Source organism: Pseudolabrys sp., assembly GCF_050250095.1.
Classification (GTDB): domain Bacteria; phylum Pseudomonadota; class Alphaproteobacteria; order Rhizobiales; family Xanthobacteraceae; genus Pseudolabrys.
The window spans coordinates 153,648-175,080 of sequence record NZ_JBFWPH010000006.1 but is presented as its reverse complement, the minus strand read 5'-3'; the positions used below and the strand labels follow the sequence as shown (position 1 = coordinate 175,080).

At 64.9% G+C, this 21,433-nt stretch carries 22 protein-coding genes and 1 tRNA gene; 10 read left to right on the top strand and 13 right to left on the bottom strand.

Annotation, left to right across the window (positions count from 1 at the left end; all coding sequences use genetic code 11):
- Nucleotides 1-11 precede the first annotated feature (11 nt).
- Together argF and AB7F10_RS17510 are read right to left on the bottom strand one after the other, a co-directional pair.
- Nucleotides 12-944 (bottom strand): ornithine carbamoyltransferase, encoded by a 933-nt coding sequence (gene argF / locus AB7F10_RS17515; protein WP_428563123.1) that lies wholly within the window; start codon nt 942-944, stop codon nt 12-14.
- The gene (locus AB7F10_RS17510; protein WP_428563125.1) at nt 944-2,149 is read right to left on the bottom strand and encodes an aspartate aminotransferase family protein; all 1,206 of its coding nucleotides are present in this window, start codon (nt 2,147-2,149) and stop codon (nt 944-946) included. The genes argF and AB7F10_RS17510 overlap by 1 nt, the downstream gene beginning before the upstream one ends.
- A gap of 408 nt (nt 2,150-2,557) precedes the next feature.
- Between AB7F10_RS17510 and AB7F10_RS17505 the strand changes: the two genes are divergently transcribed.
- Nucleotides 2,558-3,043, top strand: coding sequence for a GcrA family cell cycle regulator (locus AB7F10_RS17505; protein WP_428563127.1), 486 nt, complete (start codon nt 2,558-2,560; stop codon nt 3,041-3,043).
- A gap of 72 nt (nt 3,044-3,115) precedes the next feature.
- On the opposite strand, the gene phoB is transcribed toward AB7F10_RS17505, so the two are convergent.
- The 8 genes from phoB to AB7F10_RS17465 all read right to left on the bottom strand — a co-directional run bounded on the left by phoB (nt 3,116) and on the right by AB7F10_RS17465 (nt 11,022).
- Entirely contained in the window at nt 3,116-3,817 is a 702-nt protein-coding gene (gene phoB / locus AB7F10_RS17500) for a phosphate regulon transcriptional regulator PhoB (protein WP_428563129.1), read from the bottom strand.
- Nucleotides 3,818-3,834: 17 nt separating this feature from the next.
- Nucleotides 3,835-4,551 (bottom strand): phosphate signaling complex protein PhoU, encoded by a 717-nt coding sequence (phoU, locus tag AB7F10_RS17495; RefSeq protein ID WP_428563131.1) that lies wholly within the window; start codon nt 4,549-4,551, stop codon nt 3,835-3,837.
- A 26-nt stretch (nt 4,552-4,577) separates the two neighbouring features.
- Nucleotides 4,578-5,393: a phosphate ABC transporter ATP-binding protein PstB gene (gene pstB, locus AB7F10_RS17490; RefSeq protein ID WP_428563133.1), complete on the bottom strand. Its 816-nt coding sequence runs from the start codon at nt 5,391-5,393 to the stop codon at nt 4,578-4,580.
- Nucleotides 5,390-6,235, bottom strand: a complete 846-nt coding sequence (pstA, locus tag AB7F10_RS17485) for a phosphate ABC transporter permease PstA (protein WP_428563135.1) — start codon at nt 6,233-6,235, stop codon at nt 5,390-5,392. The genes pstB and pstA overlap by 4 nt, the downstream gene beginning before the upstream one ends.
- A 4-nt stretch (nt 6,236-6,239) precedes the next feature.
- Nucleotides 6,240-7,199 (bottom strand): phosphate ABC transporter permease subunit PstC, encoded by a 960-nt coding sequence (pstC, locus tag AB7F10_RS17480; protein ID WP_428563137.1) that lies wholly within the window; start codon nt 7,197-7,199, stop codon nt 6,240-6,242.
- Between the two features lie 225 nt (nt 7,200-7,424).
- On the bottom strand, nt 7,425-8,486 hold the full coding sequence (gene pstS, locus AB7F10_RS17475) for a phosphate ABC transporter substrate-binding protein PstS (RefSeq protein WP_428563139.1): 1,062 nt from the start codon (nt 8,484-8,486) through the stop codon (nt 7,425-7,427).
- A 241-nt stretch (nt 8,487-8,727) separates the two neighbouring features.
- Nucleotides 8,728-9,936 (bottom strand): sensor histidine kinase, encoded by a 1,209-nt coding sequence (locus AB7F10_RS17470; protein WP_428563141.1) that lies wholly within the window; start codon nt 9,934-9,936, stop codon nt 8,728-8,730.
- 27 nt (nt 9,937-9,963) lie between these two features.
- Nucleotides 9,964-11,022, bottom strand: a complete 1,059-nt coding sequence (locus AB7F10_RS17465; protein ID WP_428563143.1) for a UPF0104 family protein — start codon at nt 11,020-11,022, stop codon at nt 9,964-9,966.
- Nucleotides 11,023-11,263: 241 nt separating this feature from the next.
- Here AB7F10_RS17465 and AB7F10_RS17460 point away from each other — a divergent pair, with 241 nt between their 5' ends.
- The 3 genes from AB7F10_RS17460 to AB7F10_RS17450 all read left to right on the top strand — a co-directional run bounded on the left by AB7F10_RS17460 (nt 11,264) and on the right by AB7F10_RS17450 (nt 14,781).
- Nucleotides 11,264-11,503, top strand: coding sequence for a hypothetical protein (locus AB7F10_RS17460; RefSeq protein WP_428563145.1), 240 nt, complete (start codon nt 11,264-11,266; stop codon nt 11,501-11,503).
- The gene (locus tag AB7F10_RS17455) at nt 11,500-12,912 is read left to right on the top strand and encodes an FAD-dependent oxidoreductase (RefSeq protein ID WP_428563147.1); all 1,413 of its coding nucleotides are present in this window, start codon (nt 11,500-11,502) and stop codon (nt 12,910-12,912) included. Before AB7F10_RS17460 ends, AB7F10_RS17455 begins: the two co-directional genes overlap by 4 nt.
- Nucleotides 12,913-13,128: 216 nt before the next feature.
- On the top strand, nt 13,129-14,781 hold the full coding sequence (locus AB7F10_RS17450) for a GNAT family N-acetyltransferase (RefSeq protein ID WP_428563149.1): 1,653 nt from the start codon (nt 13,129-13,131) through the stop codon (nt 14,779-14,781).
- Nucleotides 14,782-14,853: 72 nt separating this feature from the next.
- Here the strand turns inward: AB7F10_RS17450 and AB7F10_RS17445 are convergent, their stop codons facing one another.
- On the bottom strand, nt 14,854-15,114 hold the full coding sequence (locus AB7F10_RS17445) for a hypothetical protein (protein WP_428563151.1): 261 nt from the start codon (nt 15,112-15,114) through the stop codon (nt 14,854-14,856).
- 327 nt (nt 15,115-15,441) lie between these two features.
- Here AB7F10_RS17445 and AB7F10_RS17440 point away from each other — a divergent pair, with 327 nt between their 5' ends.
- From AB7F10_RS17440 to AB7F10_RS17430, 3 genes are read left to right on the top strand one after another with little or no spacing between them, the layout of a single operon-like run.
- Complete coding sequence (locus tag AB7F10_RS17440) at nt 15,442-16,002, top strand: sigma-70 family RNA polymerase sigma factor (protein ID WP_428563447.1); 561 nt, start codon at nt 15,442-15,444, stop codon at nt 16,000-16,002.
- Complete coding sequence (locus tag AB7F10_RS17435) at nt 15,999-16,691, top strand: anti-sigma factor family protein (protein WP_428563153.1); 693 nt, start codon at nt 15,999-16,001, stop codon at nt 16,689-16,691. The genes AB7F10_RS17440 and AB7F10_RS17435 overlap by 4 nt, the downstream gene beginning before the upstream one ends.
- Before the next feature lie 17 nt (nt 16,692-16,708).
- Nucleotides 16,709-18,325 (top strand): S8 family serine peptidase, encoded by a 1,617-nt coding sequence (locus AB7F10_RS17430; RefSeq protein ID WP_428563155.1) that lies wholly within the window; start codon nt 16,709-16,711, stop codon nt 18,323-18,325.
- A gap of 177 nt (nt 18,326-18,502) precedes the next feature.
- Here the strand turns inward: AB7F10_RS17430 and AB7F10_RS17425 are convergent.
- Nucleotides 18,503-18,579, bottom strand: a tRNA-Arg gene (locus AB7F10_RS17425).
- Nucleotides 18,580-18,786: 207 nt separating this feature from the next.
- Between AB7F10_RS17425 and AB7F10_RS17420 the strand changes: the two genes are divergently transcribed.
- The 3 genes from AB7F10_RS17420 to AB7F10_RS17410 are packed head-to-tail and all read left to right on the top strand — an operon-like array spanning nt 18,787 to nt 20,844.
- On the top strand, nt 18,787-18,921 hold the full coding sequence (locus tag AB7F10_RS17420) for a hypothetical protein (RefSeq protein WP_428563157.1): 135 nt from the start codon (nt 18,787-18,789) through the stop codon (nt 18,919-18,921).
- Nucleotides 18,918-20,396, top strand: a complete 1,479-nt coding sequence (locus AB7F10_RS17415) for a methyl-accepting chemotaxis protein (protein ID WP_428563159.1) — start codon at nt 18,918-18,920, stop codon at nt 20,394-20,396. Before AB7F10_RS17420 ends, AB7F10_RS17415 begins: the two co-directional genes overlap by 4 nt.
- Nucleotides 20,397-20,421: 25 nt before the next feature.
- On the top strand, nt 20,422-20,844 hold the full coding sequence (locus tag AB7F10_RS17410) for a globin family protein (RefSeq protein WP_428563161.1): 423 nt from the start codon (nt 20,422-20,424) through the stop codon (nt 20,842-20,844).
- A gap of 24 nt (nt 20,845-20,868) precedes the next feature.
- On the opposite strand, the gene AB7F10_RS17405 is transcribed toward AB7F10_RS17410, so the two are convergent.
- A complete protein-coding gene (locus AB7F10_RS17405) occupies nt 20,869-21,399 on the bottom strand; it encodes a dihydrofolate reductase family protein (RefSeq protein ID WP_428563163.1) in 531 nt (176 codons plus the stop codon).
- Nucleotides 21,400-21,433: the final 34 nt, after the last annotated feature.

Sequence of the window (21,433 nt, the reverse complement as noted above, 5' to 3'; positions counted from 1 at the left end):
GCAACCCCGCCCTAACGCACGTCCGCGTGCATGCACCAGGCGAGCAGGCCCTTCTGGGCATGCAGGCGGTTTTCCGCCTCGTCGAACACCACCGACTGCGGCCCGTCGATCACCTCGTCCGTGACCTCCTCGCCGCGATGCGCCGGCAGGCAGTGCATGAAAATCGCATCCGACTTGGCCTTGGCCATCAGCCGGGCATTGACCTGATAGCGCTTCAGCAGATTGTGCCGGCGCTTGCCGTCCTTGTCGCCCATCGACACCCAGGTATCGGTGACGATGCAGTCGGCATCCTTCACGGCAGCCTCCGGATCGGCGCCGATATGAATATCTGCGCCCGACGACTTCACCCAGTCCAGCAGCCATTTCTTCGGCTTGAGTTCCGGCGGCGTCGCCACCCGCAATTCGAATTTGAACCGCTCGGCCGCATGCATCCACGAGGCGAGCACGTTGTTGGCGTCGCCGGTCCAGGCCACCGTGCGGCCGCTGATCGAGCCGCGCTTTTCCTCGTAGGTCATCACGTCCGTCAGCACCTGACAGGGGTGCGAGCGCCGCGTCAGACCGTTGATGACCGGGATCGTCGCATGGGTCGCAATCTCGGTCACTGCATTGTGGTCGAGAATGCGGATGACGATGGCGTCGACGTACCGCGACAGCACGCGCGCAGTATCGGCCAGCGTCTCGCCGCGACCGAGCTGCATCTCCTGCGCGGTCAACAGGATCGCCTCGCCGCCAAGCTGGCGCATCCCGACATCGAACGAAACGCGCGTGCGCGTCGACGGCTTGTCGAAGATCATTGCCAGCGTCTTGCCGGCGAGCGGATGCTTGTCCGGTTCGCCCGCGGCGCGCCGCTCCTTCATGCGCCGGCTCGCCGCGATGATCGCGTCCAGCGTCTCGCGCGGAATATCGGTCAGATCGAGAAAATGTCTCACGTCGTTGTCCGTCATCAGGCCGCCCCCGCCTTCGGTGGCCGCGCATGATTTTCCGCAATCCTGGCGCAGGCGCGGTCGATGCGGTTCACCGCCTCGACCATCTCCGGCTCACTGAGGATCAGTGGCGGCAACAGCCGTACCACATTGTCACCCGCGCCGACGGTGATCATCTTTTCGGCGCGTAACTCGTCGACCAGTTCGCTGGACGGATTGACCGCCCGCAGGCCGATCAGCAGCCCCTCGCCGCGCACTTCCGCGATCACGGTCGGATAGCGGTCGCGGATTTCGGCAAGCCGCTGCTTGAGCAGCACGGAAATCTTGCACACATGGTCGATGAAGCCCGGCTTCATGATGACGTCGAGCACGGCATTACCGACCGCCATCGCAAGCGGATTGCCGCCGAAGGTCGAGCCGTGCGTGCCGGCAGTCATGCCCTTGCCGGCTTCCGCCGTCGAAAGACACGCGCCGACCGGGAAGCCGCCGCCAAGCGCCTTGGCAAGCGACATGATGTCCGGCGTCACGCCGCTGCGCTGATAGGCGAACAATTCGCCGGTGCGCGCAAAGCCGGTCTGCACTTCGTCGAACATCAGCAGGATATCATGCTGGTCGCAAAGCTGGCGCAACGCGCGCAGGAATTCCGGCGCGGCGACACGCACGCCGCCCTCGCCCTGGATCGGCTCGATCAGGATCGCGGCGGTCTCCGGCCCGATCGCTTTCTTGACGGCTTCGATATCGCCGAACGGTACCTGGTCGAAGCCCTGCACCGGCGGGCCGAAGCCTTCGAGATACTTTTTGTTCCCCGTCGCCGCGATGGTCGTCAGCGTGCGGCCGTGGAACGCGCCCTCGAAGGTGACAATGCGGTAGCGTTCCGGCTTGCCGGAGGCGGACTGGTACTTGCGCGCCATCTTGATCGCGCATTCGAGCGCCTCGGCGCCTGAATTCTGGAAAAACACGAGGTCGGCGAAGCTCGCCTCGCAGAGCCGTGCGGCCAGCCGTTCGCCTTCCGGGATCCGGTAGAGGTTGGAGACGTGCCAGACCTTTTTCGCCTGCTCGGTCAGCGCCTCGACCAGATGCGGATGTGCGTGGCCGAGCACGTTGACGGCAACCCCGGTGGTAAAATCGAGGTAGCGGTCGCCCTCAGCCGTGATCAGCCACGCGCCCTCGCCCCGCTCGAAAGCGAGGTCGATACGCGCATAGGTCGGCAACAGGTGAGAGGCCACGGCACGGTCCGTTCATCGACGGTTCGGTCGAACTGTTTGCAGAACAAATGAAATATGCCGCCCCGCCGGGCGGCACTCGAACCATATTATTGCCGGTCCGCCGGGTGTCAACATAAGCAAAGGCCCACCGCATCGCGGCGCAACAACGATGACTTGTGAATAGTGCCCGTTTTTCCGGCGAAAAATGTGGATGCGTTGACTTCGGCCGAATCGGACTCTTGCCGGCGAGTCACCCGATATTGTAGTTTTTTCCTAGGCCAGCACGAGATGTCGTGAGGCGGATCGGTCTCTTGTTCACTGTCGAAGCGTAGGCGTCCGGCCAGAGCCGCGTCGGACGGCGGTGAGGGATTCCGCCCAGTTTGTGTCACGGATTTGCGTCAAGTGGATGAGGCCAAAGGAGAATTTTCGATGGGTTGGACCGACGAACGGGTCGAATTGCTCAAGAAGCTCTGGGCAGACGGTCTCTCCGCCAGCCAGATCGCGGCCGAACTCGGCGGCATCACCCGCAACGCCGTGATCGGCAAGGTCCATCGGCTTGGCCTGTCCGGCCGCGCCAAGAGCCCCTCCTCGGCCTCCCCGCGCCCGCGCAAGGCCCGCACCTCGTCGCACATGATGCGGGTGCCGCGCGCCGCCATTCGCGGCAACACCGCACTCGCCTACGACTACGAGGTCGCGCCCGAGCCGGAGTTGATCGAGATCCCCGAGCAGCAGCGCAAGACGCTGCTCGAGTTGAACGAGCGGACTTGCCGCTGGCCGGTCGGTGATCCGGGCTCCTCGGATTTCTATTTCTGCGGCGGCGATGCCGAGCCGGAAGCGCCCTATTGCGTGCACCACTCGCGCGTCGCCTATCAGCCGGCGAGCGACCGGCGCCGCGAAAAGCGGCCGTTCCGCTGATTCGGCCGTCCGAACGGACCCCCAAATTGAGTGTCGGTTGACCGGTCGGCCTGCTCGCCAGAGCGCGGCCGGTCAGTCGTTTTTGCCGAAGCGGTCGTCGAAGGCGTAGCCGGCGCCGCGCACGGTGCGGATCGGATCGGTGTCCTGGCCGCGATTGATGACCTTGCGCAGCCGACCGACATGAACGTCCACGGTGCGCTCGTCGATGTAGATCTCGCTGCCCCAGACGCCGTCGAGCAACTGCTCGCGGGAAAACACGCGGCCGGGCCGCTCCATCAGAAACTCAAGCAGGCGGAACTCGGTCGAGCCGAGATCGACCGCGCGTCCATCGCGCGACACCCGTTTCTTCTCGCGGTCGAGCTCGATGTCACCGATCGCCAGCACGCTCGCAACCCGCTCCGGGTTCGCCCGGCGCAGCAGGGCGCGCACCCGCGCCAGCAGCTCCGGCACCGAGAACGGCTTGACGATATAATCGTCCGCGCCGGTCGCCAGCCCGCGCACCTTCTCGCTCTCCTCGCCGCGCGCGGTGAGCATGATGATCGGCAGTTGCTTGGTCTCGGCGCGGGCACGCAGCCGCCGGCACAGCTCGATGCCCGACAGGCCCGGCAGCATCCAGTCGAGCACGACAAGATCGGGGGTCGCTTCCTTCAGGCGGGTGTCGGCGTCGTCGCCGCGCGCAGCCGTTTCCACCTCGTAGCCCTCGGCTTCGAGGTTGTATCGCAGCAACATGGTCAAGGGCTCTTCGTCCTCGACGATCAGGATGCGTGCGCTCATGCTGCGGCGCTCTCCGTTCAACGTCCAGCGGCCTGCGAAATGGCGAAGGTGGTGTCCTCGCCCTTCGGCCGCCGCTCGGTGATCGCCTCACCGCCGATGATGTAATGAACCGTCTCGGCGATGTTGGTGGCGTGGTCACCCATGCGCTCGACGTTCTTGGCGCAGAACATCAGATGAATGCCGAACGTGATGTTGCGCGGGTCTTCGATCATATAGGTGAGAAGCTCGCGGAACACCGACGTACACATGGCGTCGATCTGCTCGTCGCCTCGCCACACCGCCATCGCCTTGGCGTCGTCGCGCCGGGCGTAGGAATCGAGCACAGACTTGAGCTGGCCGAGCACGAGGTCCGACATGTGCTCGACGCCGCGGATCAGCTTCGGCGGCGGGAAGTCGCCGTTGAGGGCGATCACCCGCTTGGCGATGTTCTTGGCGAGATCGCCGATACGCTCGATGTCGTTCGCGATGCGAAGCGCGCCGACGATATCGCGCAGGTCGACCGCCATCGGCTGACGGCGGGCGATGGTGAGGATCGCCTTCTGCTCGATGTCCCGCTGCAAATCGTCGATCTGGGCGTCGGCAGCGGTCACGCGCTGCGCGAGGCCGGTATCGCGGCGCGCCAGCGCATCGACACTGTCCGAAATCAGCTTTTCCGCGAGGCCGCCCATCTCGGCCACCATGCGGGCGAGTTCCTGCAGATCGCTGTCGAAAGCCTTGCTGGTATGGTCGCTCATAACCTGTCGTCCTTCCCTGATCCGCCTCAGCCGAAGCGGCCGGTGATGTAGTCCTGGGTGCGCCGGTCGTTCGGCGAGGTGAAGATCTTGGTGGTGTCGCCGAATTCGACCAGTTCGCCGAGATACATGAACGCCGTGAAGTCCGAGACGCGCGCGGCCTGCTGCATGTTGTGCGTCACGATGGCGATCGTGTAGTCCTCCTTCAGCTCGTTGATCAGCTCTTCGATCTTTGCCGTCGAGATCGGGTCGAGCGCCGAGCACGGCTCGTCGAACAGGATGACCTCCGGCCGCACCGCGACGGTGCGCGCGATGCACAGGCGCTGCTGCTGGCCGCCGGACAGGCTGAGGCCGCTCGCGTTGAGCTTGTTCTTGACCTCCTCCCACAGCGCGGCGCGGGCGAGCGCATGCTGCACGCGATCGTCGAGTTCGGACTTCGGCAGCTTCTCGTAGAGGCGGATGCCGAAGGCGATGTTCTCGTAGATCGTCATCGGGAACGGTGTCGGCTTCTGGAACACCATGCCGATGCGCGCGCGCAGCAGGTTGATGTCCTGCGACGGCGACAGAATGTCCTCGCCGTCGAACAGCACTTCGCCCGTGGCGCGCTGGTTCGGGTAAAGGTCGTACATCCGGTTCAAGATGCGCAGCAATGTCGACTTGCCGCAGCCGGACGGACCGATAAAGGCCGTCACCTTCCGATCATAGAGCGACACATTGATCGACTTCAGCGCACGATGGTCGCCATAGAGGAAGTCGAGATTCTTGACGGCAATCCTTGCCTCGAGCTCCTGCGGATCGACGGCGGAATGCGCGACGATCGGGACGGTGAAGGTGGCCATACTCATGACGATTTCCTCGGCGCCGCAAGGGCACGTGCAACGATGCTCAGGGCAAGCACCGTCAGGGTGATGATAAGCGCGCCGGTCCAGGCCAGTTGCTGCCATTCCTTGTAGGGACTGAGCGCGAACTGGAAGATGACGACCGGCAGGCTCGCCATCGGCGTGTTGAGATCCGCGCTCCAGAACTGGTTATTGAGTGCGGTGAACAGGAGCGGCGCGGTTTCGCCGCTGATGCGGGCGACCGCGAGCAGCACGCCGGTGACCATGCCGGCGCTGGCGGCACGGTAGGCGACCTTGGTGATCATCATCGCGCGCGGCAGGCCGATCGAGGCGCCGGCCTCGCGAAGCGTGTCGGGCACCAGCGTCAGCATGTCCTCGGTCGTTCGCACCACGACCGGCACCACAATGACGCTCAATGCTATGGCGCCGGCGAGGCCCGAGAAGTGCCCCATCTGCGCGACCATCACCTCGTAGATGAACAGGCCGATCACGATCGAGGGCGCGCTTAGCAGGATGTCGTTGATGAAACGCACCACGGACGTCAGCCGGTCGTAGCGGCCGTACTCCGCCATATAAGTGCCGGCGAGAATGCCGAGCGGCGTGCCGATCAGCACGGCGAGCACGGTCATGATGAGGCTGCCGACGATCGGATTGAGCAGGCCGCCGGCCGAACCCGGTGGCGGCGTCATCTGCGTGAAGACTGCGAGGGACAGGCCGCTGAAACCCTTCCAGAGCAGAACCGCGAGGATCAGCACGAGCCAGGCGAGACCGAACAGTGTTGCGCCGATCGAGAGCGTGACGGCGATTCTGTTTTTCTGGCGGCGGCGATAATAGAGGGCGCCGTTCATCGCATCACGCTCCCGCCTTGCGTTGCACGCGCATGAGCATGTAGCGCGCGAGCGCCAGCACGATGAAGGTGATGGCGAACAGGATGAGGCCGAGCGCGATCAATGACGAGGTGTAGATATCCTCGACCGCCTCGGTGAATTCGTTGGCGATGGTCGCCGAAATCGTCGTGCCGGGCGCGAGGATCGAGCCGGAAATGCGGTGCGCATTGCCGATCACGAAGGTCACCGCCATCGTCTCGCCGAGTGCGCGGCCGAGGCCGAGCATGACGCCGCCGATCACGCCGACCCGCGCATAGGGCAGCACCACATAGCGGACCACTTCCCAGGTCGTGCAGCCGACGCCGTAAGCGGCTTCCTTCAGGACCGGCGGTACGGCCTCAAACACGTCGCGCGAAATCGACGTGATGAACGGCAGCACCATGATCGCCAGCACGAGGCCGGAGGTCAGCATGCCGATGCCATAGGGCGGCCCCGCAAACAACGAGTTGAGAAGCGGGATATTGCCGAACACGTCGATCAGGAACGGTTGCAGCGTCGTTTGCAGAAACGGCGCGAAGATGAACAGGCCCCAGATGCCGTAGATGATGCTGGGGATGCCGGCGAGCAGCTCGATGGCGATGCCGATCGGTCGGCGCAACACCATCGGGCACAACTCGGTAAGAAACAACGAGATGAACAGCCCGATTGGAACGGCGATCGCCATTGCGATGATCGAGGTGACGATGGTGCCGTAAATCGGCGCCAGCGCGCCGAAATTGCCGGTGACCGGATTCCAGCTTTCCGTCCAAAGGAAGCTGAAGCCGAATTGGCCCAAGGCGAGGGACGAGCCGTGGATCAGCGACACAATGATGCCGCCGAGGATCACCAGGACCGCGATAGCGGCGGCGCGGGTCAGGCCGCGGAACGCCGCGTCAGTAACCTTCAGTTTTTGGAGAACCTTGGCGCGATCCGGCTTGACAGCCATCGTCGCCCGGACATCCCGTTGCAACGCTACATCAACCATCGGTCGCCTCTCGGCGGGTGGCATCAGGCTCTCCCTTGCTCGCCACCATCGGATCGCTCGACCGACGGCGGGCTAACCGGAGAGCCACTCAATCGGTCCTGTCGGAGGCTGGCAAGCCGCAAACCGAGACCGCGGTGGACAAGAAAAAGGCGCCGTTTGACGCCTTTTCCCCGTTTAGGACCAGGATCAGTTGGTCATCGCGTAGAGGGCTTTGCCGTTCGCGTCCTTGATTTCGGACGCCCAGGTCTTCTTGACGCTGGCGACCACGTTGTCAGGCATGGCGATGTAGTCGAGTTCGCCCGCCATGGCGTCGCCCTTGTCGTAGGCCCACGCGAAGAACTTCAGCGCCTCAAGGGCAACCGCCGGATCGGACGGCTTCTTGTACATCAGGATCCAAGTCGCCGCGGTCATCGGCCAGGATTCCGCGCCCGGCTGGTTGGCGAGGATCACGCCATAGCCGGGCTGCGACGACCAGTTGGCATTCGCCGCAGCAGCCTGAAAGGCCTTCGACTCCGGCGCGACGGTCTTGCCGTCCTTGTTGATCATCTTGGTGAAGGTCAGCTTGTTCTGCAGCGCGTAGGCATACTCGACGTAGCCGATCGAGCCCTTGGTCTGTGCCACGTTGTTGGCGACGCCTTCGTTGCCCTTGGCGCCGATGCCGGCCGGCCACTGCACCGCGGTGTTGGTGCCGACTTTCGACTTCCAATCGGCGCTGACGTCCGAAAGGTAGTAGGTGAAGTTGAAGGTGGTACCGGAGCCGTCCGAACGGTGGACGATGGCGATCGCCTGACTCGGCAGCTTGGCGTTCGGGTTGAGCTTCTTGATCGCCGCGTCATCCCATTTCTTCACGTCGCCCATGAAAATCTTGGCGAGCGTCGGGCCGTCGAGCACGAGTTCGCCGGGCTTCACGCCGTCGATGTTGACGACCGGAACGATGCCGCCCATCACCATCGGGAACTGGACGAGGCCGGTCTTCTCGAGGTCTTCGCCCTTGAGCGGCGCGTCGCTGGCGCCGAAGGTCACGGTCTTGGCCTTGATCTGCTTGATGCCGCCGCCGGAGCCGATCGACTGATAATTCAGGCCGACGCCGGTCTGCTTCTTATAGGCATCAGCCCACTTCGCGTAGACCGGATAGGGAAAGGTCGCGCCGGCGCCGGAGATATCGGCGGCGGCGGCCGGGGTCAGAGCGGCGGCCGCCAACAGGCCCGCCACTGCAAATTTGCTGAAGTGTTTCACTGTCTTCTCCATGTTTGAAGCCGATGGTGGTCCGCCGGTCCATGACCGCCGGTCGTCGACTTACGCGCCGCAGAGGCGCCTTTCGTGAACTCGGTGCGCCTTCTTGCACCGCGGATCCGGGCCGCCCTCGGTTTTCGTCTGGCGTGTTCCGGAACTGGCCGCAGGGTTATGGGCTGCACATGACGCTTTTATAAAAGCTGCATGACAAGCACATGACGGCGCAAAAACTTGAAAAATAAGGAGAAAATGAAGTTCAGCCAACCGCGGCGGGGCGCAATGGCAGATGAAGCGTAAAGGTCGCCCCTGCCCCCGGCGCGCTCTCGATCGCGAGCCGGCCGCCGTGCCGATTGAGCACGTGCTTGACCAGCGCGAGGCCGAGGCCGGTGCCGCCCTGCGCGCGGCTTCCGGCAACATCGACGCGATAGAAGCGCTCGGTCAGCCGCGGCAAATGTTCGGGCGCGATGCCCGGCCCGTAGTCGCGCACGACGATCCGGGCCTCCTCGGTGCCATCCCGCACCACTCCGCGCGACAGCGCGATGTCGACACCCTTGCCGCTCGCGCCGTATTTCAACGCATTCTCGACGAGATTTTCGATGGCCCGCACCAGTTCGTCGCGGTCGCCGAGCACCGTGAGCGACGCAGGCGGCGTGTCGATCCTGATTTCCACGTCACGCTCGCGCGCCAACGGCTGCAGACCGTCGACCACCTGCCTGACGATCGGAGCAAGATCGACCGGCGTATTGGGCCGCAGATGCGCGTTGAGTTCGATCCGCGACAGCGACAGCAGATCGTCGATCAGCCGCGCCATGCGGGCGGCCTGACTGCGCATGATCCCCAGGAAGCGTTCGCGCGCGGCGACATCGTCGCGGGCCGGACCCTGCAGCGTCTCGATGAAACCGGACAGTGCGGCGAGCGGCGTGCGCAATTCGTGGCTGGCATTGGCGACGAAATCGGCCCGCATTTCCTCGACCCTCCGCAATGGCGTGAGATCGTGGAACGTCATCACCAGCAGCTCGCGTGCGGTCTTTGCTTCGCCGGATGGCAGCGCTGCCGGCGCGACGAAGACCTCAAACCAGCGCTCGACCGGCACCCGCTGGTAATATTCGACACGCTGGCTTTCCCCTGTCGTGGAGACGCGACGGATCGCATCGACCACCTCCGGCATGCGCAGCGTGATGAGCGCCGGCTCGGCGGGCCGTAGCGCCGGCGCAATCGCCGCCGCCGGTGCGTTGAACGCCAGCACCTTGCCATCACGGTCAATCACGATGGTCGGCGCAGGGATGCCGCCGATGACGGCGTCGATGACCGCACCGTCCGAAATTACCGCGACGGCGGAGACCGGTGGTGGAACCGCTCGGTCGGCGGCCGACGCTTCTCCCGTCAACGCCTGCCAGGCGGCGCGAAACCGCGTCCGCCAGCCTTGCGGGACGCCATTCGTCGCGTTCGTACCTTCGGCCGCCATGGGTCGCCGCCCGGATTGTCTGACGGATCAGGCGCCGTCGCGTTCGCCGACCCGCTTCTCGATTTCACTGCGCAGCGGCCCGGACACCTCGACGCGCGACGACCGCGAGACCTTGCCCGTCCCGCGCATGTTAATGACGATTTCGCGGATGCCAAGGATGACAACCGCGAGGATGAACGGCGCGATGTAATAGAGCAGTCGGAACAGCAGCAGGCCGGCCAGAAGCTGCTCACGGTCGAACTGCCACAACGCCACCAGCATCGCGGCATCGAACACACCGAGGCCGCCGGGCGCGTGGCTCGCGAAACCCAGCAGCGTCGCCGAGACGAACACCACCGCGAGCGCGATGAAGTCGATCGGCGGATCGCCCGGCAGCAACATATACATCGCCAGCGCGCAGCAGCCGAGATCGACGATGCCGATCAGGATTTGCAGCAGCGTCGAGGGACCGTTCGGCAGCCGCACCACCCAGCCGCCGCGGCCGATGGCGCGCGGCGCGCTCCAGACCCACGCAACATAGGACGCGAGTACGACCAGCATGCCGATCGCGATGGCGCGATTGATCGCCGGCGGCAGTTGATCGACCGCCGAGGCAGCGCTCGGCTCGATAGCGACACCGAGGCCGAGCACCGTGACGTTGCCGAGCCAGAACGTCAGCCCGGCGATGAAGCAGATCTTGGCGACGTCGACCGCATCGAGACCGTAGGCCGAATAGATGCGGTAGCGCACCGCGCCGCCGGTAAAGACCGTCGCGCCGATATTGTGGCCGATCGAATAACTGGTGAAGCCGCCGATCGCCGCGATCCGGTACGGAATGTCGCGATACCCGACGGTTCGCAGCGCGAAAAAATCGTAGAAGGTCAGCGTGAAGTAGCCGCAGGCGACGAAGAACGCCGCGACGGCGATGTGACGGTTGTCGGTCGCACGGATCGCGGCCAGCACCTCGTCGATATCGATGCCGTGCAGCATGCGGTACAGCACGAACAGCGCGACGCCGATGATGCAAAGGCTCAAGACGAAGCCGATGCGATTCCAGCCGATCCGATGTTCGAGGAAGTGGGCTGCCGCGCGCAGCGGGGTCAACATGAAAAGCTCCGGCGGTGCGCCAAGCAGGGCGAACGCGAAACGCCCGCCATCCGTGTGAGATCGACGCCATGCAAGTAGCAGAACGCGCGAGCGGACGCGAGTAGGTTAGAGCCGTGAGATGGCGTCCGCGGCCCAATATCGCAAGCGTCGTTAAGATCGATCAGCTTTCATTTCCCGCCGCCATTGCCTAGATTTCGACACCGCAAAGCCAAGAGCATTTCCGAGACGAGAGCACCCTGCCGTGGCCGGCATGTTCCAGCCTCCTCATTATCCCACCGTCCAGTTCCTCCTGCGCTGGGGCGGCGTCCTCGCGATAGGCATCGCGTTCGCGCCGGTCGCCGCGGCGGCAGCCGCGATCTGGTGCGGCGCGGCCTGGTGGGTCGCGGTGGCAGCAGCAGCCGTGGGCGCAGTCCTCTGGCTTTTCGTCAAGAGCTACGTCGAGGTACTCTCGATCATCGCCGATACCCTGCTGCCCAAATGAACGCCGTCGACGTCGCGGTGATCGGCGGCGGTCTTGCCGGCCTGGTGGCGGCCAACCGCGCCGCCGAATCCGGCCTCGTTGTCGCGGTGTTCGAGAAGGGCGCGGACGAGCGCTATCTCTGCAATACGCGCCTGACCGGCGGCTTCTTCCACATCGCGCTTAATGACATCAACAGCCCGCCGGACCGGCTTCGGCAAATTCTCAACCGCGCGACCCGGGGCGCAGCGCGCCAGGATCTGGTGGATGCGCTCGCGGGCGATGCAGCGCGCGCGCTGACGTGGTTGAAGGCGCAAGGCATGCGCTTCATCAAGGTCGGTCCGCATGGCTACCAGAGCACGGTGTTTGCGCCGCCGGGCCTGCGGCAGACCGGCCTGCACTGGCAGGGCCGCGGTGGCGACGTCGTGCTGCGCATCCTCGGCCCTCTCCTGACGGATAAAAACAACGGCCAGCTGATCCGCGGCACGCGCGCGACCGGCCTTGTCATGGAGGCAGGCCGCTGTGCCGGCGTCGAGGTCGAAGGCACGGTGAACGGCGTCATCCGTGCCGGCGCCGTCGTGATCGCGGACGGCGGCTTTCAGGCCGACATGGATCGGCTGCGCCGGCACATCTCGCCGCAGCCGGAGAAGCTGCGCCAGCGCAACGCCATGACGGGCACCGGCGACGGCGCGCGCATGGCGGAAGCCGCCGGCGCAAAGCTGATCGGGCTCGGCGCGTTCTACGGCCATGTCCAGCATCACGATGCGCTGACCAATGACGCGCTGTGGCCCTACCCGGTGCTCGACATGGTTGCCGCTTCCGGCGTCGTCGTGAATAGCGACGGCGTCCGGTTCTGCGATGAAGGCGAAGGCGGCGTCTCGATTGCCAATGCCATCGCCCGTCTGCCCGACCCCGCGTCGTCGATCGCGATCTTCGACGAAGCGATCTGGGACGGACCCGGCCGCGAATTTCTGTTGCCCGCTAATCCCAATCTCGCCAAAGCAGGCGGCGAGATCATCGAGAGTAACGACATCGCCTCGCTCGCCGCAAAGCTGGCGCTGCCTTCCGCCGCGCTGGAGCAAACCATCGCGACCTATAACGCCGCCTGCGCGTCCGGCGCGCTTACCACCCTAACGCCGACGCGCACCACGTCGTCGATCAAGGCCTGGTCAATCGTCGCGCCGCCATTCCGCGCCGCACGACTCTGCGCCGGCATCACTTACACGATGGGCGGCATCGCCACCAATGCACATGGCTGCGTGCTCGATCGCAACGACGATCCAATCCCGGGGCTTTATGCGGCGGGCTCCACAACCGGCGGTCTCGAAGGCGGCGCACATGCGGCCTACACAGGCGGACTGTCGAAAACACTGGTGTTCGCGCTGCGCACCGGCGAAGCAATCGCGCGACAATTCGGACGCACATTGGCGTAGCGGCGGGCGATCGACGCGCGAATCCCGCGATGCGCCGGAATTCCGGTCCCCATTTTCGCCTCTATTCCCTGTATAATTGACGTGAAGTAAGCGTTGTCCTGCCGCATTTATTGGCGGGCTTCAAAACCGATAAAATCCCAGAGCATTGAGTTGACGTGCATTGTTCCGTCGCCGCAACCGGCCACGGATTCAAGACCATCGATTACGAGGGCCTTTATGAACACCAGCAAAAATCAGAGCAGCCGCCCCAAACTCATCATTCGCAACGCCCGCGCATCCGACATCCCCGGCATCCGCGCCCTGAACGCCAAGGCCTATGCGGCGCTCGGCGCCCATGCCGCCTTTTCGGAAGCGCAATTGCGCGGCCACCAGCATCAGTTTCCCGAAGGACAGTTCGTCGCCGTCTACAAGGACGCCATCGTCGGTTATGGCGCGACGTTTCGCATCAGCGGCGACATCGCGCTCAAGCCGCACGACTGGACCACAATCACGGGCCGCGGCTTCGGCTCGCAGCATGACCAGACCGGCGACTGGCTCTATGGCATGGATGTCTGCGTCGATCCCGACTATCGCGGATTGCGCATCGGCCAGCGGCTTTACAACGAGCGCCGCCGGCTGTGCGAGCACCTGCGGCTGAAGGGCATCGTGTTCGGCGGCCGCATTCCGGGCCTCAGCCGGCGCTGGAAGTCGATCGGCTCCGCCGAGCAGTATGTCGAGCAGGTGCGCGACGGCAAGGTTCGCGACACCGTGATGAGCTTCCAGATGCGCAACGGCTTCGAGCCGATCGGCGTGCTGTCGAACTATCTGCCGTTCGATCATGAATCGCGCGGCTTCGCCACTCACATGATCTGGCGCAATCCGCGCGTAGCGCAGGATGATGCCGAAATGCGCCCGCGCGGCGTGCGACGTCCGCGCTCCGCACGCGTCGCCGCGATCCAGTACCAGCAGCGGCCGATCAAGTCGTTCGAGGAGTTCGCCGCACAGGTCGAGTATTTCGTCGATGCCGTCGCCGACTACAAGGCGGACTTCGCGGTGTTTCCGGAGCTGTTTACGCTGCAGCTCCTCTCGATCGAGAACCGCCACACCAGCGCCGCCAAGGCAATCGCCGCGCTCAACAACTACACCGAGCGGTTCAAGAAACTGATGAGCGATCTCGCGGTCGCCTACAACGTCAACATCATCGGCGGTTCGCATCCGACGCAAGCCCCCGACGGCTCGATTTACAACATCGCCTACGTCTTCCTGCGCGACGGCTCGATCCACGAGCAGTACAAGCTGCACCCGACGCCGAACGAGCGTTACTGGTGGGGCATCCGCGGCGGCACCGACCTCACCGCGATCGATACCGATTGCGGCCGTATCGGCGTGCTGATCTGCTACGACGCGGAATTCCCCGAACTTGCCCGACACCTGATCGACCAGGGCGCCCTGATCCTGTTCGTGCCGTTCTGCACCGACGAGCGGCAAAGTTATCAGCGCGTGCGCTATTGCGGTCAGGCTCGCGCCGTGGAGAACCAGTGTTACGTCGTCATGGCCGGCAACGTCGGCAATCTCCCGAATGTCGAAAACATGGACATCCAGTACGCGCAGAGCTGCGTTTTGACGCCGTGCGATTTCCCGTTCGCGCGTGACGGCATCGCCGCCGACACCACGCCGAACGCGGAGATGGTGTCGATCGCAGACCTGCAACTCGACAATCTGGTCGACGCGCGCCAGTACGGCACCGTGCAGAACCTGCGCGACCGGCGCTTCGATCTTTATTCGGTGCACTGGGTCGACAAGCAGCCGGTGCCGGCCCGCGCCGTGGCCGGGCAACAGCCGGCATCCGAAACACCGGCGGGGCCTCCGCCATCCGAAGCGGCGCAATAGCTCGCCCGTCAAACACGCCAAACCCCGGCTTCCTGCGAAGCCGGGGTTCAAGCCGGGCGCATCGGACTGCGATCAGCCGCAGACCGTGACGCGACGGATACGCTTGCCGTACGGCGTGTAGACGACCTTGCGGACGACGTAGCAGTCGGAGCCGTAGTAGGCCGGGGCGTAGAAGCCGACCGCCGGACCGCGCCAGCCATGCCAGTGCTTGTGGTGGTGATGGCCGTGCCAGCCGGCCGAGGCGGCGGTCGGGACGGCGATCGAAGCGGCAGCGATGGCGGCGGTGGCGCCGGCGGCGATGATGAGCTTGCGGAACATCGTATTGGTGGTCATGGGTCTCTCCTCATGGGTCTCTGGGTGCGGGGATGCGCGGGGGTCGCATCCTGCAGGTTGGGTCGCAGGTCGCCGGCACCCGGTTCAAATCCGGCGCGAAAAAAGCATGCGGCCCTGACCTGCGGCCCTAACCGCCTGTCCCGATTGACTAAAATTTAGCTCTGGTGCGGCATATCGGTCCCGCCGGCTTGCCCGCGTATCGTCGAACCGGGCAACATGGTTTTGTTGCCTCGATATCCTGCGGCCGTGCCGGCCGGTCTTTTGATAGTCCGTTTGAACCTCGCGGCCCCGGCCAGCGACAGACCCAGTGAGCCGAGCGCCCTGTCGATGCAGACGACGTCAGACGATGTCCTGATCGGACGTATCGCCAAAGGTGACCGGCTCGCAATGCAGGTGCTGTTCGCGCGGCACCATGTGCGCGTCTACCGTTTCGTGCTGCGCCTCGTCCGTAACGAGGCGACGGCAGAGGACCTGATCAGCGAGGTGTTCCTCGACGTCTGGCGGCAAGCCGGGAAGTTCGAGGGCCGCTCGCAAGTGTCCACCTGGCTGTTGTCGATCGCGCGCTTCAAGGCGCTGTCGGCGATGCGCAAGCGGACCGACAAGGAACTCGACGACGAAACGGCCGAAGCTGTCGTCGATACGTCGGACGATCCCGAGGTGTCGCTGGCGAAAAAGAACAAGAGCGAGGTCTTGCGCCAATGCCTGACCGCACTGTCACCGGAGCACCGTGAGATTATCGATCTGGTTTACTACCACGAGAAGTCTGTCGAGGAGGTTGCCGGCATTGTCGGCATCCCCGAGGCAACGGTGAAGACCCGGATGTTCTACGCGCGGAAGAAACTGGCGGAAGTTCTGAAGCAAAACGGAATCGATCGAGGCTGGCCATGAATGCGGCGAATAACCAGGCGGGCGAACCGCTCAACGAGATCGAGGAGCTGCTGCCGTGGCACGCGGCCGGCACCTTGAGCCGCCGCGACGCCGCCCGCGTCGAGGAGGCGCTGACGCAGGACCCCGAACTCGCCCGCCGCTACGAGCTGGTGCGCGAGGAACTCGAAGGCACCATTCATCTCAACGAGTCGCTCGGCGCGCCGTCGGCGCGGGCAAGCGAAGTGCTGTTCGCCAAGATCGCGGCGGAACCCAAGCGTACCGCCCTGCCCTCGTTCAACCTCGCCGCACGGTTCTCCGATTTCGTCGCCGGCTTCTCGCCGCGTACGCTCGCCTATGCCGCGGGCGCCGCGGTGCTCGCCATCGTCGTGCAGGCAGGCGTCATCGGCGGCGTGCTGATGCAGGACAAGGTGGGCGCGCCCGGCGGCTACCGCACCGCTTCCGCGCCTGCGACGCAGACGCCGGCCGAGACCGGCAGTTTCGCGATGATCCGTTTTGCCCCGCAGGCGAGCGCCGCCGACATCACCAAATTCCTCGAGACCAACAAGCTGACGATCGCGGGAGGCCCCATGGCCGGCGGCATGTTCCGCGTGCGCGTCGCGATCACCGGACTGCCGAAGGACGAGCTCGCCAGGGTCGTGAAGCAGCTTCAGAATGACAAGGCGGTCGACTTCATCGCCACTGTCGAATAACCGGAAGGAGTGACGCCATGCGCTTGACGCCGGGACTGATCTTCGCCGCAGCGATCGCCTTGCTCGCCGTACCGTCCGTCGACGCCGCGCATGCGCAGGGCAAGGAATTCCGCTCCCACCAGATCAAGCCGAGCGGCAAGCAGAACTATGCGTCGCCGAAGCAGAGCGCGACGCCCGGCCGTGGCAAGGGCGATGGCTATCGCCCGCCTCATCGCGGCGGCGGACATCGCGGTGTTCCGGGCTGGGTCGGACCTGCCGTCGGCGTGATCGGCGGCATCATCGCAACGATGCCGCCCGCGGACGCCGCGCCCCCGCCTGGCCGTTTCATCGACGACCCGAACTTTGTGGACGATGACGATGCGCCGCCGCGCGCCGCGCGCCGCTCCTCGCCGCCGCGTCAGCCGCAAACCGCGCGCCGCGCGACCAGCGGCGTGCCGCCGGCCGGGGAGAGGCGCATGGTGCCGGACGAGGTCGTGATCGAACTGCCGAACATGGTGACGGCGCAGGCGGTCGAAGCGCTGCAGCGGCGCTATCGGCTCGAGCGTCTGGAATCTCAGACCATGACGCTTGCCGGTACCACTTATTATCGCTGGCGCATTCCGGATCGCCGTTCGGTCGCCGCCGTCGTGCGGGCGCTCGAAGCCAACAACGCGGTCGCTTCCGCGCAGCCGAATTATCTCTTCACGCTGCAGCAATCGGAGCCGGAAAAGGTCGTACCGACCGAAGTGAAGGCCGACCCGAACGCCGTCGTGACGCCGCCGCGCGCCACCGGCGCGATGGGCGCCGGCGATCCGGCGCAATATGCGCTGGCAAAGCTGCGGCTCGGCGAGGCCCATGCGCTTGCCGACGGCAACGACGTGCTGGTTGCAGTGATCGACTCCGGCGTCGATCTCGACCACCCCGAACTCAAGGGCGCCGTTGCCGGCACCTTCGACACGCTGAAGTCGCCGCCCAAGCCGCATATGCACGGCACCGCGATCGCCGCGCTGATCGCCGGCCAGGGCCGCCTGAAAGGCGCGGCACCGGCCGCGCGCATCCTCGCGATCCGCGCGTTCGATCCGGACGGCGACAGCGCCGCCGCGACGACGTTCGGCATCCTCAAAGGCATCGACTGGGCGGTCGAGAACAACGCCCGCATCATCAATATGAGCTTCGCCGGTCCGGCGGATCCTGCGATCCAGCGCGCCATCGACTCAGCCGCCAAAAAGAACGTGGTGTCGATCGCCGCCGCCGGCAACGCCGGGCCGAAGTCGCCACCGCTTTATCCCGCCGCCTATCCGGGCGTGATTGCGGTCGCGGCCACCGATGCCGACGACAAGATCTTCAAGGGTTCGAATCGCGGCCGCCACATCGCCGTCGCCGCGCCAGGCGTCGACATTTTCGTCGCCGTTCCAGACGGCGGCTATCAGATGTCGAGCGGCACTTCATATTCGGCGGCGGAGATCAGCGGCATCGTCGCGCTGATGCTCCAGCGCAAGCCCGATCTCACGCCTGCTGCGATCCGCGCCATGCTGATGGCGACCGCGAAGGATCTCGGACCCAGAGGCCGCGACAACGACTTCGGTGCCGGCCTCGCGGATGCCTATCGGGCGGTGACGGAAGACACCGCACACATCAGCCGGGCGGCGCGCTGAGGAGCGGCGGCCGCGCAAACGACGTCCGCCACCCATACGCAACGTCTCACTTGAGGTCGGCCGGAACCTTCAGGCCGCGCAGTCCTGTGTCGGTCACGGGCCAACCAGCAGTTTTCGGACAACGAACTTGAGAACGCATTCGGCAGCGACACCGTCAATTCACTCGCCGAGGCCGGATGGCGCGCCGGGAGGGATTCGAACCCCCGACCCCCAGATTCGAAGTCTGGTGCTCTATCCAGCTGAGCTACCGGCGCATCTGTCGTGAGACGCGGGCGACAGAAGCATGACGGATACCGGAAAAACAGTGCTTTCTCCCCGCCTGAAACCGGAGCCGCCGGCCGCCACCGCGCCCTCACATCAAGCAATAATTGCATCTCAATTCTGTACACGCATAGCGGGATTTTCGCTACCGGACCTTAACCGTGTGAGTCTTAAAACGGGCGCGAAAGCCGGGCCGTATTTTGAAATCCGCAAAGCCATTATGGTTCGACATCGCGCTCATCGGCGCGTTCGCACTGGTGACCACGGCGGCGCTCGCGCGCCTCGCGCTCGACACGGCATTGCCGTTTAGCGACTGCTTCGGGCTGCTGCGATGAACATGCAGGTCACCAGCCTCGAGGCGTTTCAACGCACCGTCGCCATCGCGCTGACGATCCTCGGCGTTCTGCACATTCCGCTGCTGGTGACGATCGCATGGCTGCGCGACATGGACGTCGCGCTCGTCACCGCCACCGCCACGCTGCTCGGCGGGCTTCCCGTCCTCCTGTTCGCTCTCAAGCGGCCGACATTGTCGATCGCTTTTGCGCTGGCGCTGACGCTGGTCGGCCAGACCTCGCTGCTGGTTTTCGTGATGCGCGGGCACCCGTGGCAGATCGAAATGCACTTCTATTACTTCGCCGTGCTCGCGATGCTGTCCGGCTTTTGCGGCTGGCGCACGGTGCTGTTTGCGGCCGGGCTGATCGCGGTCGAGCATCTCGTTTTCAATTTCCTGTTGCCGCAGGCAATCTTCCCCGGCGAGAGCGACATCGCGCGCGTCCTGGTGCATGCAGCGATCGTCGTCGTCGAGACCGTTATGCTGATCGGCATTGGCCTGACGATCCGCAGGGCGTTCGAGGAAGCCGAGGACGCACGCCGCGCCGCGGAACTGTCGACCGCCGAGCTTCAGCGCCTTGGCGACGTCCGCGAGACGACACTCGGCGAGACGACCCAGCGCGCCGAACGGACCCGTCTCCTGCTTGAGCGTTTCGAGACCGAGATGGCGGCTTCCATCGGCTCGCTCCAGATGTCGGCCAAAACGCTGCTCGATCATGCAAGCGCGCTCGATGCCTCCGCCACCAAGACAAGCGCACAGGTCGCAACCGTTTCGACGGTGTCCGAGGTGACCGCCCGCAAGGTGGAGATGGCGGCGCAAGGCGGCGAAGAACTGGCGCGCACCATCGGCGAGGTCGGCGCGAGCGCCGCGCAATCCTCGCAACTCGCGCTGCAGGCCGTTGCCGACGTCGAGAAAACCGACGCGACGATCAATGAAATGGCCTCGGTCGCGGCGGAGATCAGCAAGGTCACCGGCCTCATCAGCGGCATTGCCGCGCAGACCAATCTTCTCGCCCTCAATGCGACGATCGAATCCGCGCGCGCCGGCGAAGCCGGACGCGGCTTCAGCGTGGTGGCCCAGGAAGTGAAGGCGCTGTCGAACCAGACTGCGAAAGCGACGCAGGAAATTGCCACCCGCATCGCGGCGATGCAGGACGCCACCTCCAAGGCGGTCGACGCCATGCGGCAGATATCCGCCCGAATCCGCGAGCTCGGCGGCGTCGCCACCGGCATCGCGGCGGCAGTCGAGCAGCAGGCGTCGGCGACACGCGAAATTTCCGCCAACGTCGCTTCCGCCGCGACCGGCGTCGGCCACGTCGAGAATTCGATCACCGAGATCGAAACGCTGGCGCAGACCAACTCATCTTCCGCCGTGCGCGTCAGCGAAGCAGCCGACGCCGTCGCCAGCCAGACCCGCACCATCGGCACCCGCATCCGGACCTTCGCCAGCGACATCGAGCAGATTCGCGCCAACGCCTGATTCGACAGCCCAAGGAGCGGTCCCCATGACGCCTGAACAAGTTCAGCTGGTTCGCCTGTCGTTCGTCAGCGTCATGGACATCAAGCTCGAGGCCGGGCGGCTGTTCTACGACCGGCTGTTCACCATCGCTCCCGAGGCACGCCCGATGTTCAAGGGTGACATCGAGGCGCAGTCCAAAAAGCTGATGGACACGCTCGCGCTCGCGATCGGAAGCCTCAAAAATCCCGGAGCGTTGCAGGGAATGCTCGACAATCTCGCCCGCCGCCATGTCGGCTACGGCGTGCGCGACGAGCACTATGACAAGGTCGGCGAAGCCCTGCTCTGGACGCTCGAAAAGGGGCTTGGGCCGGCTTTCACGTCCGAGGTCAAAACCGCTTGGGCGTCGCTCTATGACACCGTCGCATCGCGCATGAAGGCCGCGGCGCATCAGCGAACCGCGACGGCGTAACCCCGCGCGCCGCATCGCGCGAGATCAGGCGGGAACGTAAGTCAGCCTGATCACGTCTTCGCCCATCGGATCGCTCGCGATAAGGCGGAGCCGCGGCCGGGGTCCGGCGAAATATGGCTTGCCGCGGCCAAGCACGACCGGGTGCAGGTAGATTCGATACTCGTCGATCAGGCCAAGTTCGGTGAGGCTTCGCGCCAGGTTTGGACCCGCCACCTCAATCTCCCCGTCACGCTCGGCCTTCAACTCACGGACCGCACCCTCAAAGTCGCCCTCGACAAGACTGGCGTTGGGCCCGACCGACTTCAGCGAGCGTGAGACAACCCACTTCGGCTGTTTCCGCCACGCCGCCGCGAAAGCTCGCTCGTCCGAATTCCATTCGGTGTGTTCGTCGTCCCAGTATCGCATGATCTCATACATCTGGCGGCCGTAGATGCTGCCCGCCTGCCCTTGGGCTTCCTCGATGAAATGGCGGAAGAGCGCCGGGCCGGGCGCAAACGCCATATGGTCGACGTAGCCGTCCAGCGACTGATTCATTCCGAACACGAGCTTGGCCATGCGACTTGCTCTCCTCACCCCGCCTGCAGCGCGA

Bases quoted from the DNA above. Each gene is read 5' to 3' on its own strand.
- AB7F10_RS17445 (WP_428563151.1), bottom strand. From the start codon at position 15,114: ATGACCACCAATACGATGTTCCGCAAGCTCATCATCGCCGCCGGCGCC.
- pstS (WP_428563139.1), bottom strand. From the start codon at position 8,486: ATGGAGAAGACAGTGAAACACTTCAGCAAATTTGCAGTGGCGGGCCTG.
- AB7F10_RS17415 (WP_428563159.1), top strand. From the start codon at position 18,918: ATGAACATGCAGGTCACCAGCCTCGAGGCGTTTCAACGCACCGTCGCC.
- AB7F10_RS17430 (WP_428563155.1), top strand. From the start codon at position 16,709: ATGCGCTTGACGCCGGGACTGATCTTCGCCGCAGCGATCGCCTTGCTC.
- phoB (WP_428563129.1), bottom strand. From the start codon at position 3,817: ATGAGCGCACGCATCCTGATCGTCGAGGACGAAGAGCCCTTGACCATG.
- pstA (WP_428563135.1), bottom strand. From the start codon at position 6,235: ATGAACGGCGCCCTCTATTATCGCCGCCGCCAGAAAAACAGAATCGCC.
- AB7F10_RS17450 (WP_428563149.1), top strand. From the start codon at position 13,129: ATGAACACCAGCAAAAATCAGAGCAGCCGCCCCAAACTCATCATTCGC.
- phoU (WP_428563131.1), bottom strand. From the start codon at position 4,551: ATGAGCGACCATACCAGCAAGGCTTTCGACAGCGATCTGCAGGAACTC.
- AB7F10_RS17405 (WP_428563163.1), bottom strand. From the start codon at position 21,399: ATGGCCAAGCTCGTGTTCGGAATGAATCAGTCGCTGGACGGCTACGTC.
- AB7F10_RS17440 (WP_428563447.1), top strand. From the start codon at position 15,442: ATGCAGACGACGTCAGACGATGTCCTGATCGGACGTATCGCCAAAGGT.
- pstC (WP_428563137.1), bottom strand. From the start codon at position 7,199: ATGGCTGTCAAGCCGGATCGCGCCAAGGTTCTCCAAAAACTGAAGGTT.
- pstB (WP_428563133.1), bottom strand. From the start codon at position 5,393: ATGAGTATGGCCACCTTCACCGTCCCGATCGTCGCGCATTCCGCCGTC.
- AB7F10_RS17505 (WP_428563127.1), top strand. From the start codon at position 2,558: ATGGGTTGGACCGACGAACGGGTCGAATTGCTCAAGAAGCTCTGGGCA.
- argF (WP_428563123.1), bottom strand. From the start codon at position 944: ATGACGGACAACGACGTGAGACATTTTCTCGATCTGACCGATATTCCG.
- AB7F10_RS17435 (WP_428563153.1), top strand. From the start codon at position 15,999: ATGAATGCGGCGAATAACCAGGCGGGCGAACCGCTCAACGAGATCGAG.
- AB7F10_RS17410 (WP_428563161.1), top strand. From the start codon at position 20,422: ATGACGCCTGAACAAGTTCAGCTGGTTCGCCTGTCGTTCGTCAGCGTC.
- AB7F10_RS17455 (WP_428563147.1), top strand. From the start codon at position 11,500: ATGAACGCCGTCGACGTCGCGGTGATCGGCGGCGGTCTTGCCGGCCTG.
- AB7F10_RS17470 (WP_428563141.1), bottom strand. From the start codon at position 9,936: ATGGCGGCCGAAGGTACGAACGCGACGAATGGCGTCCCGCAAGGCTGG.
- AB7F10_RS17465 (WP_428563143.1), bottom strand. From the start codon at position 11,022: ATGTTGACCCCGCTGCGCGCGGCAGCCCACTTCCTCGAACATCGGATC.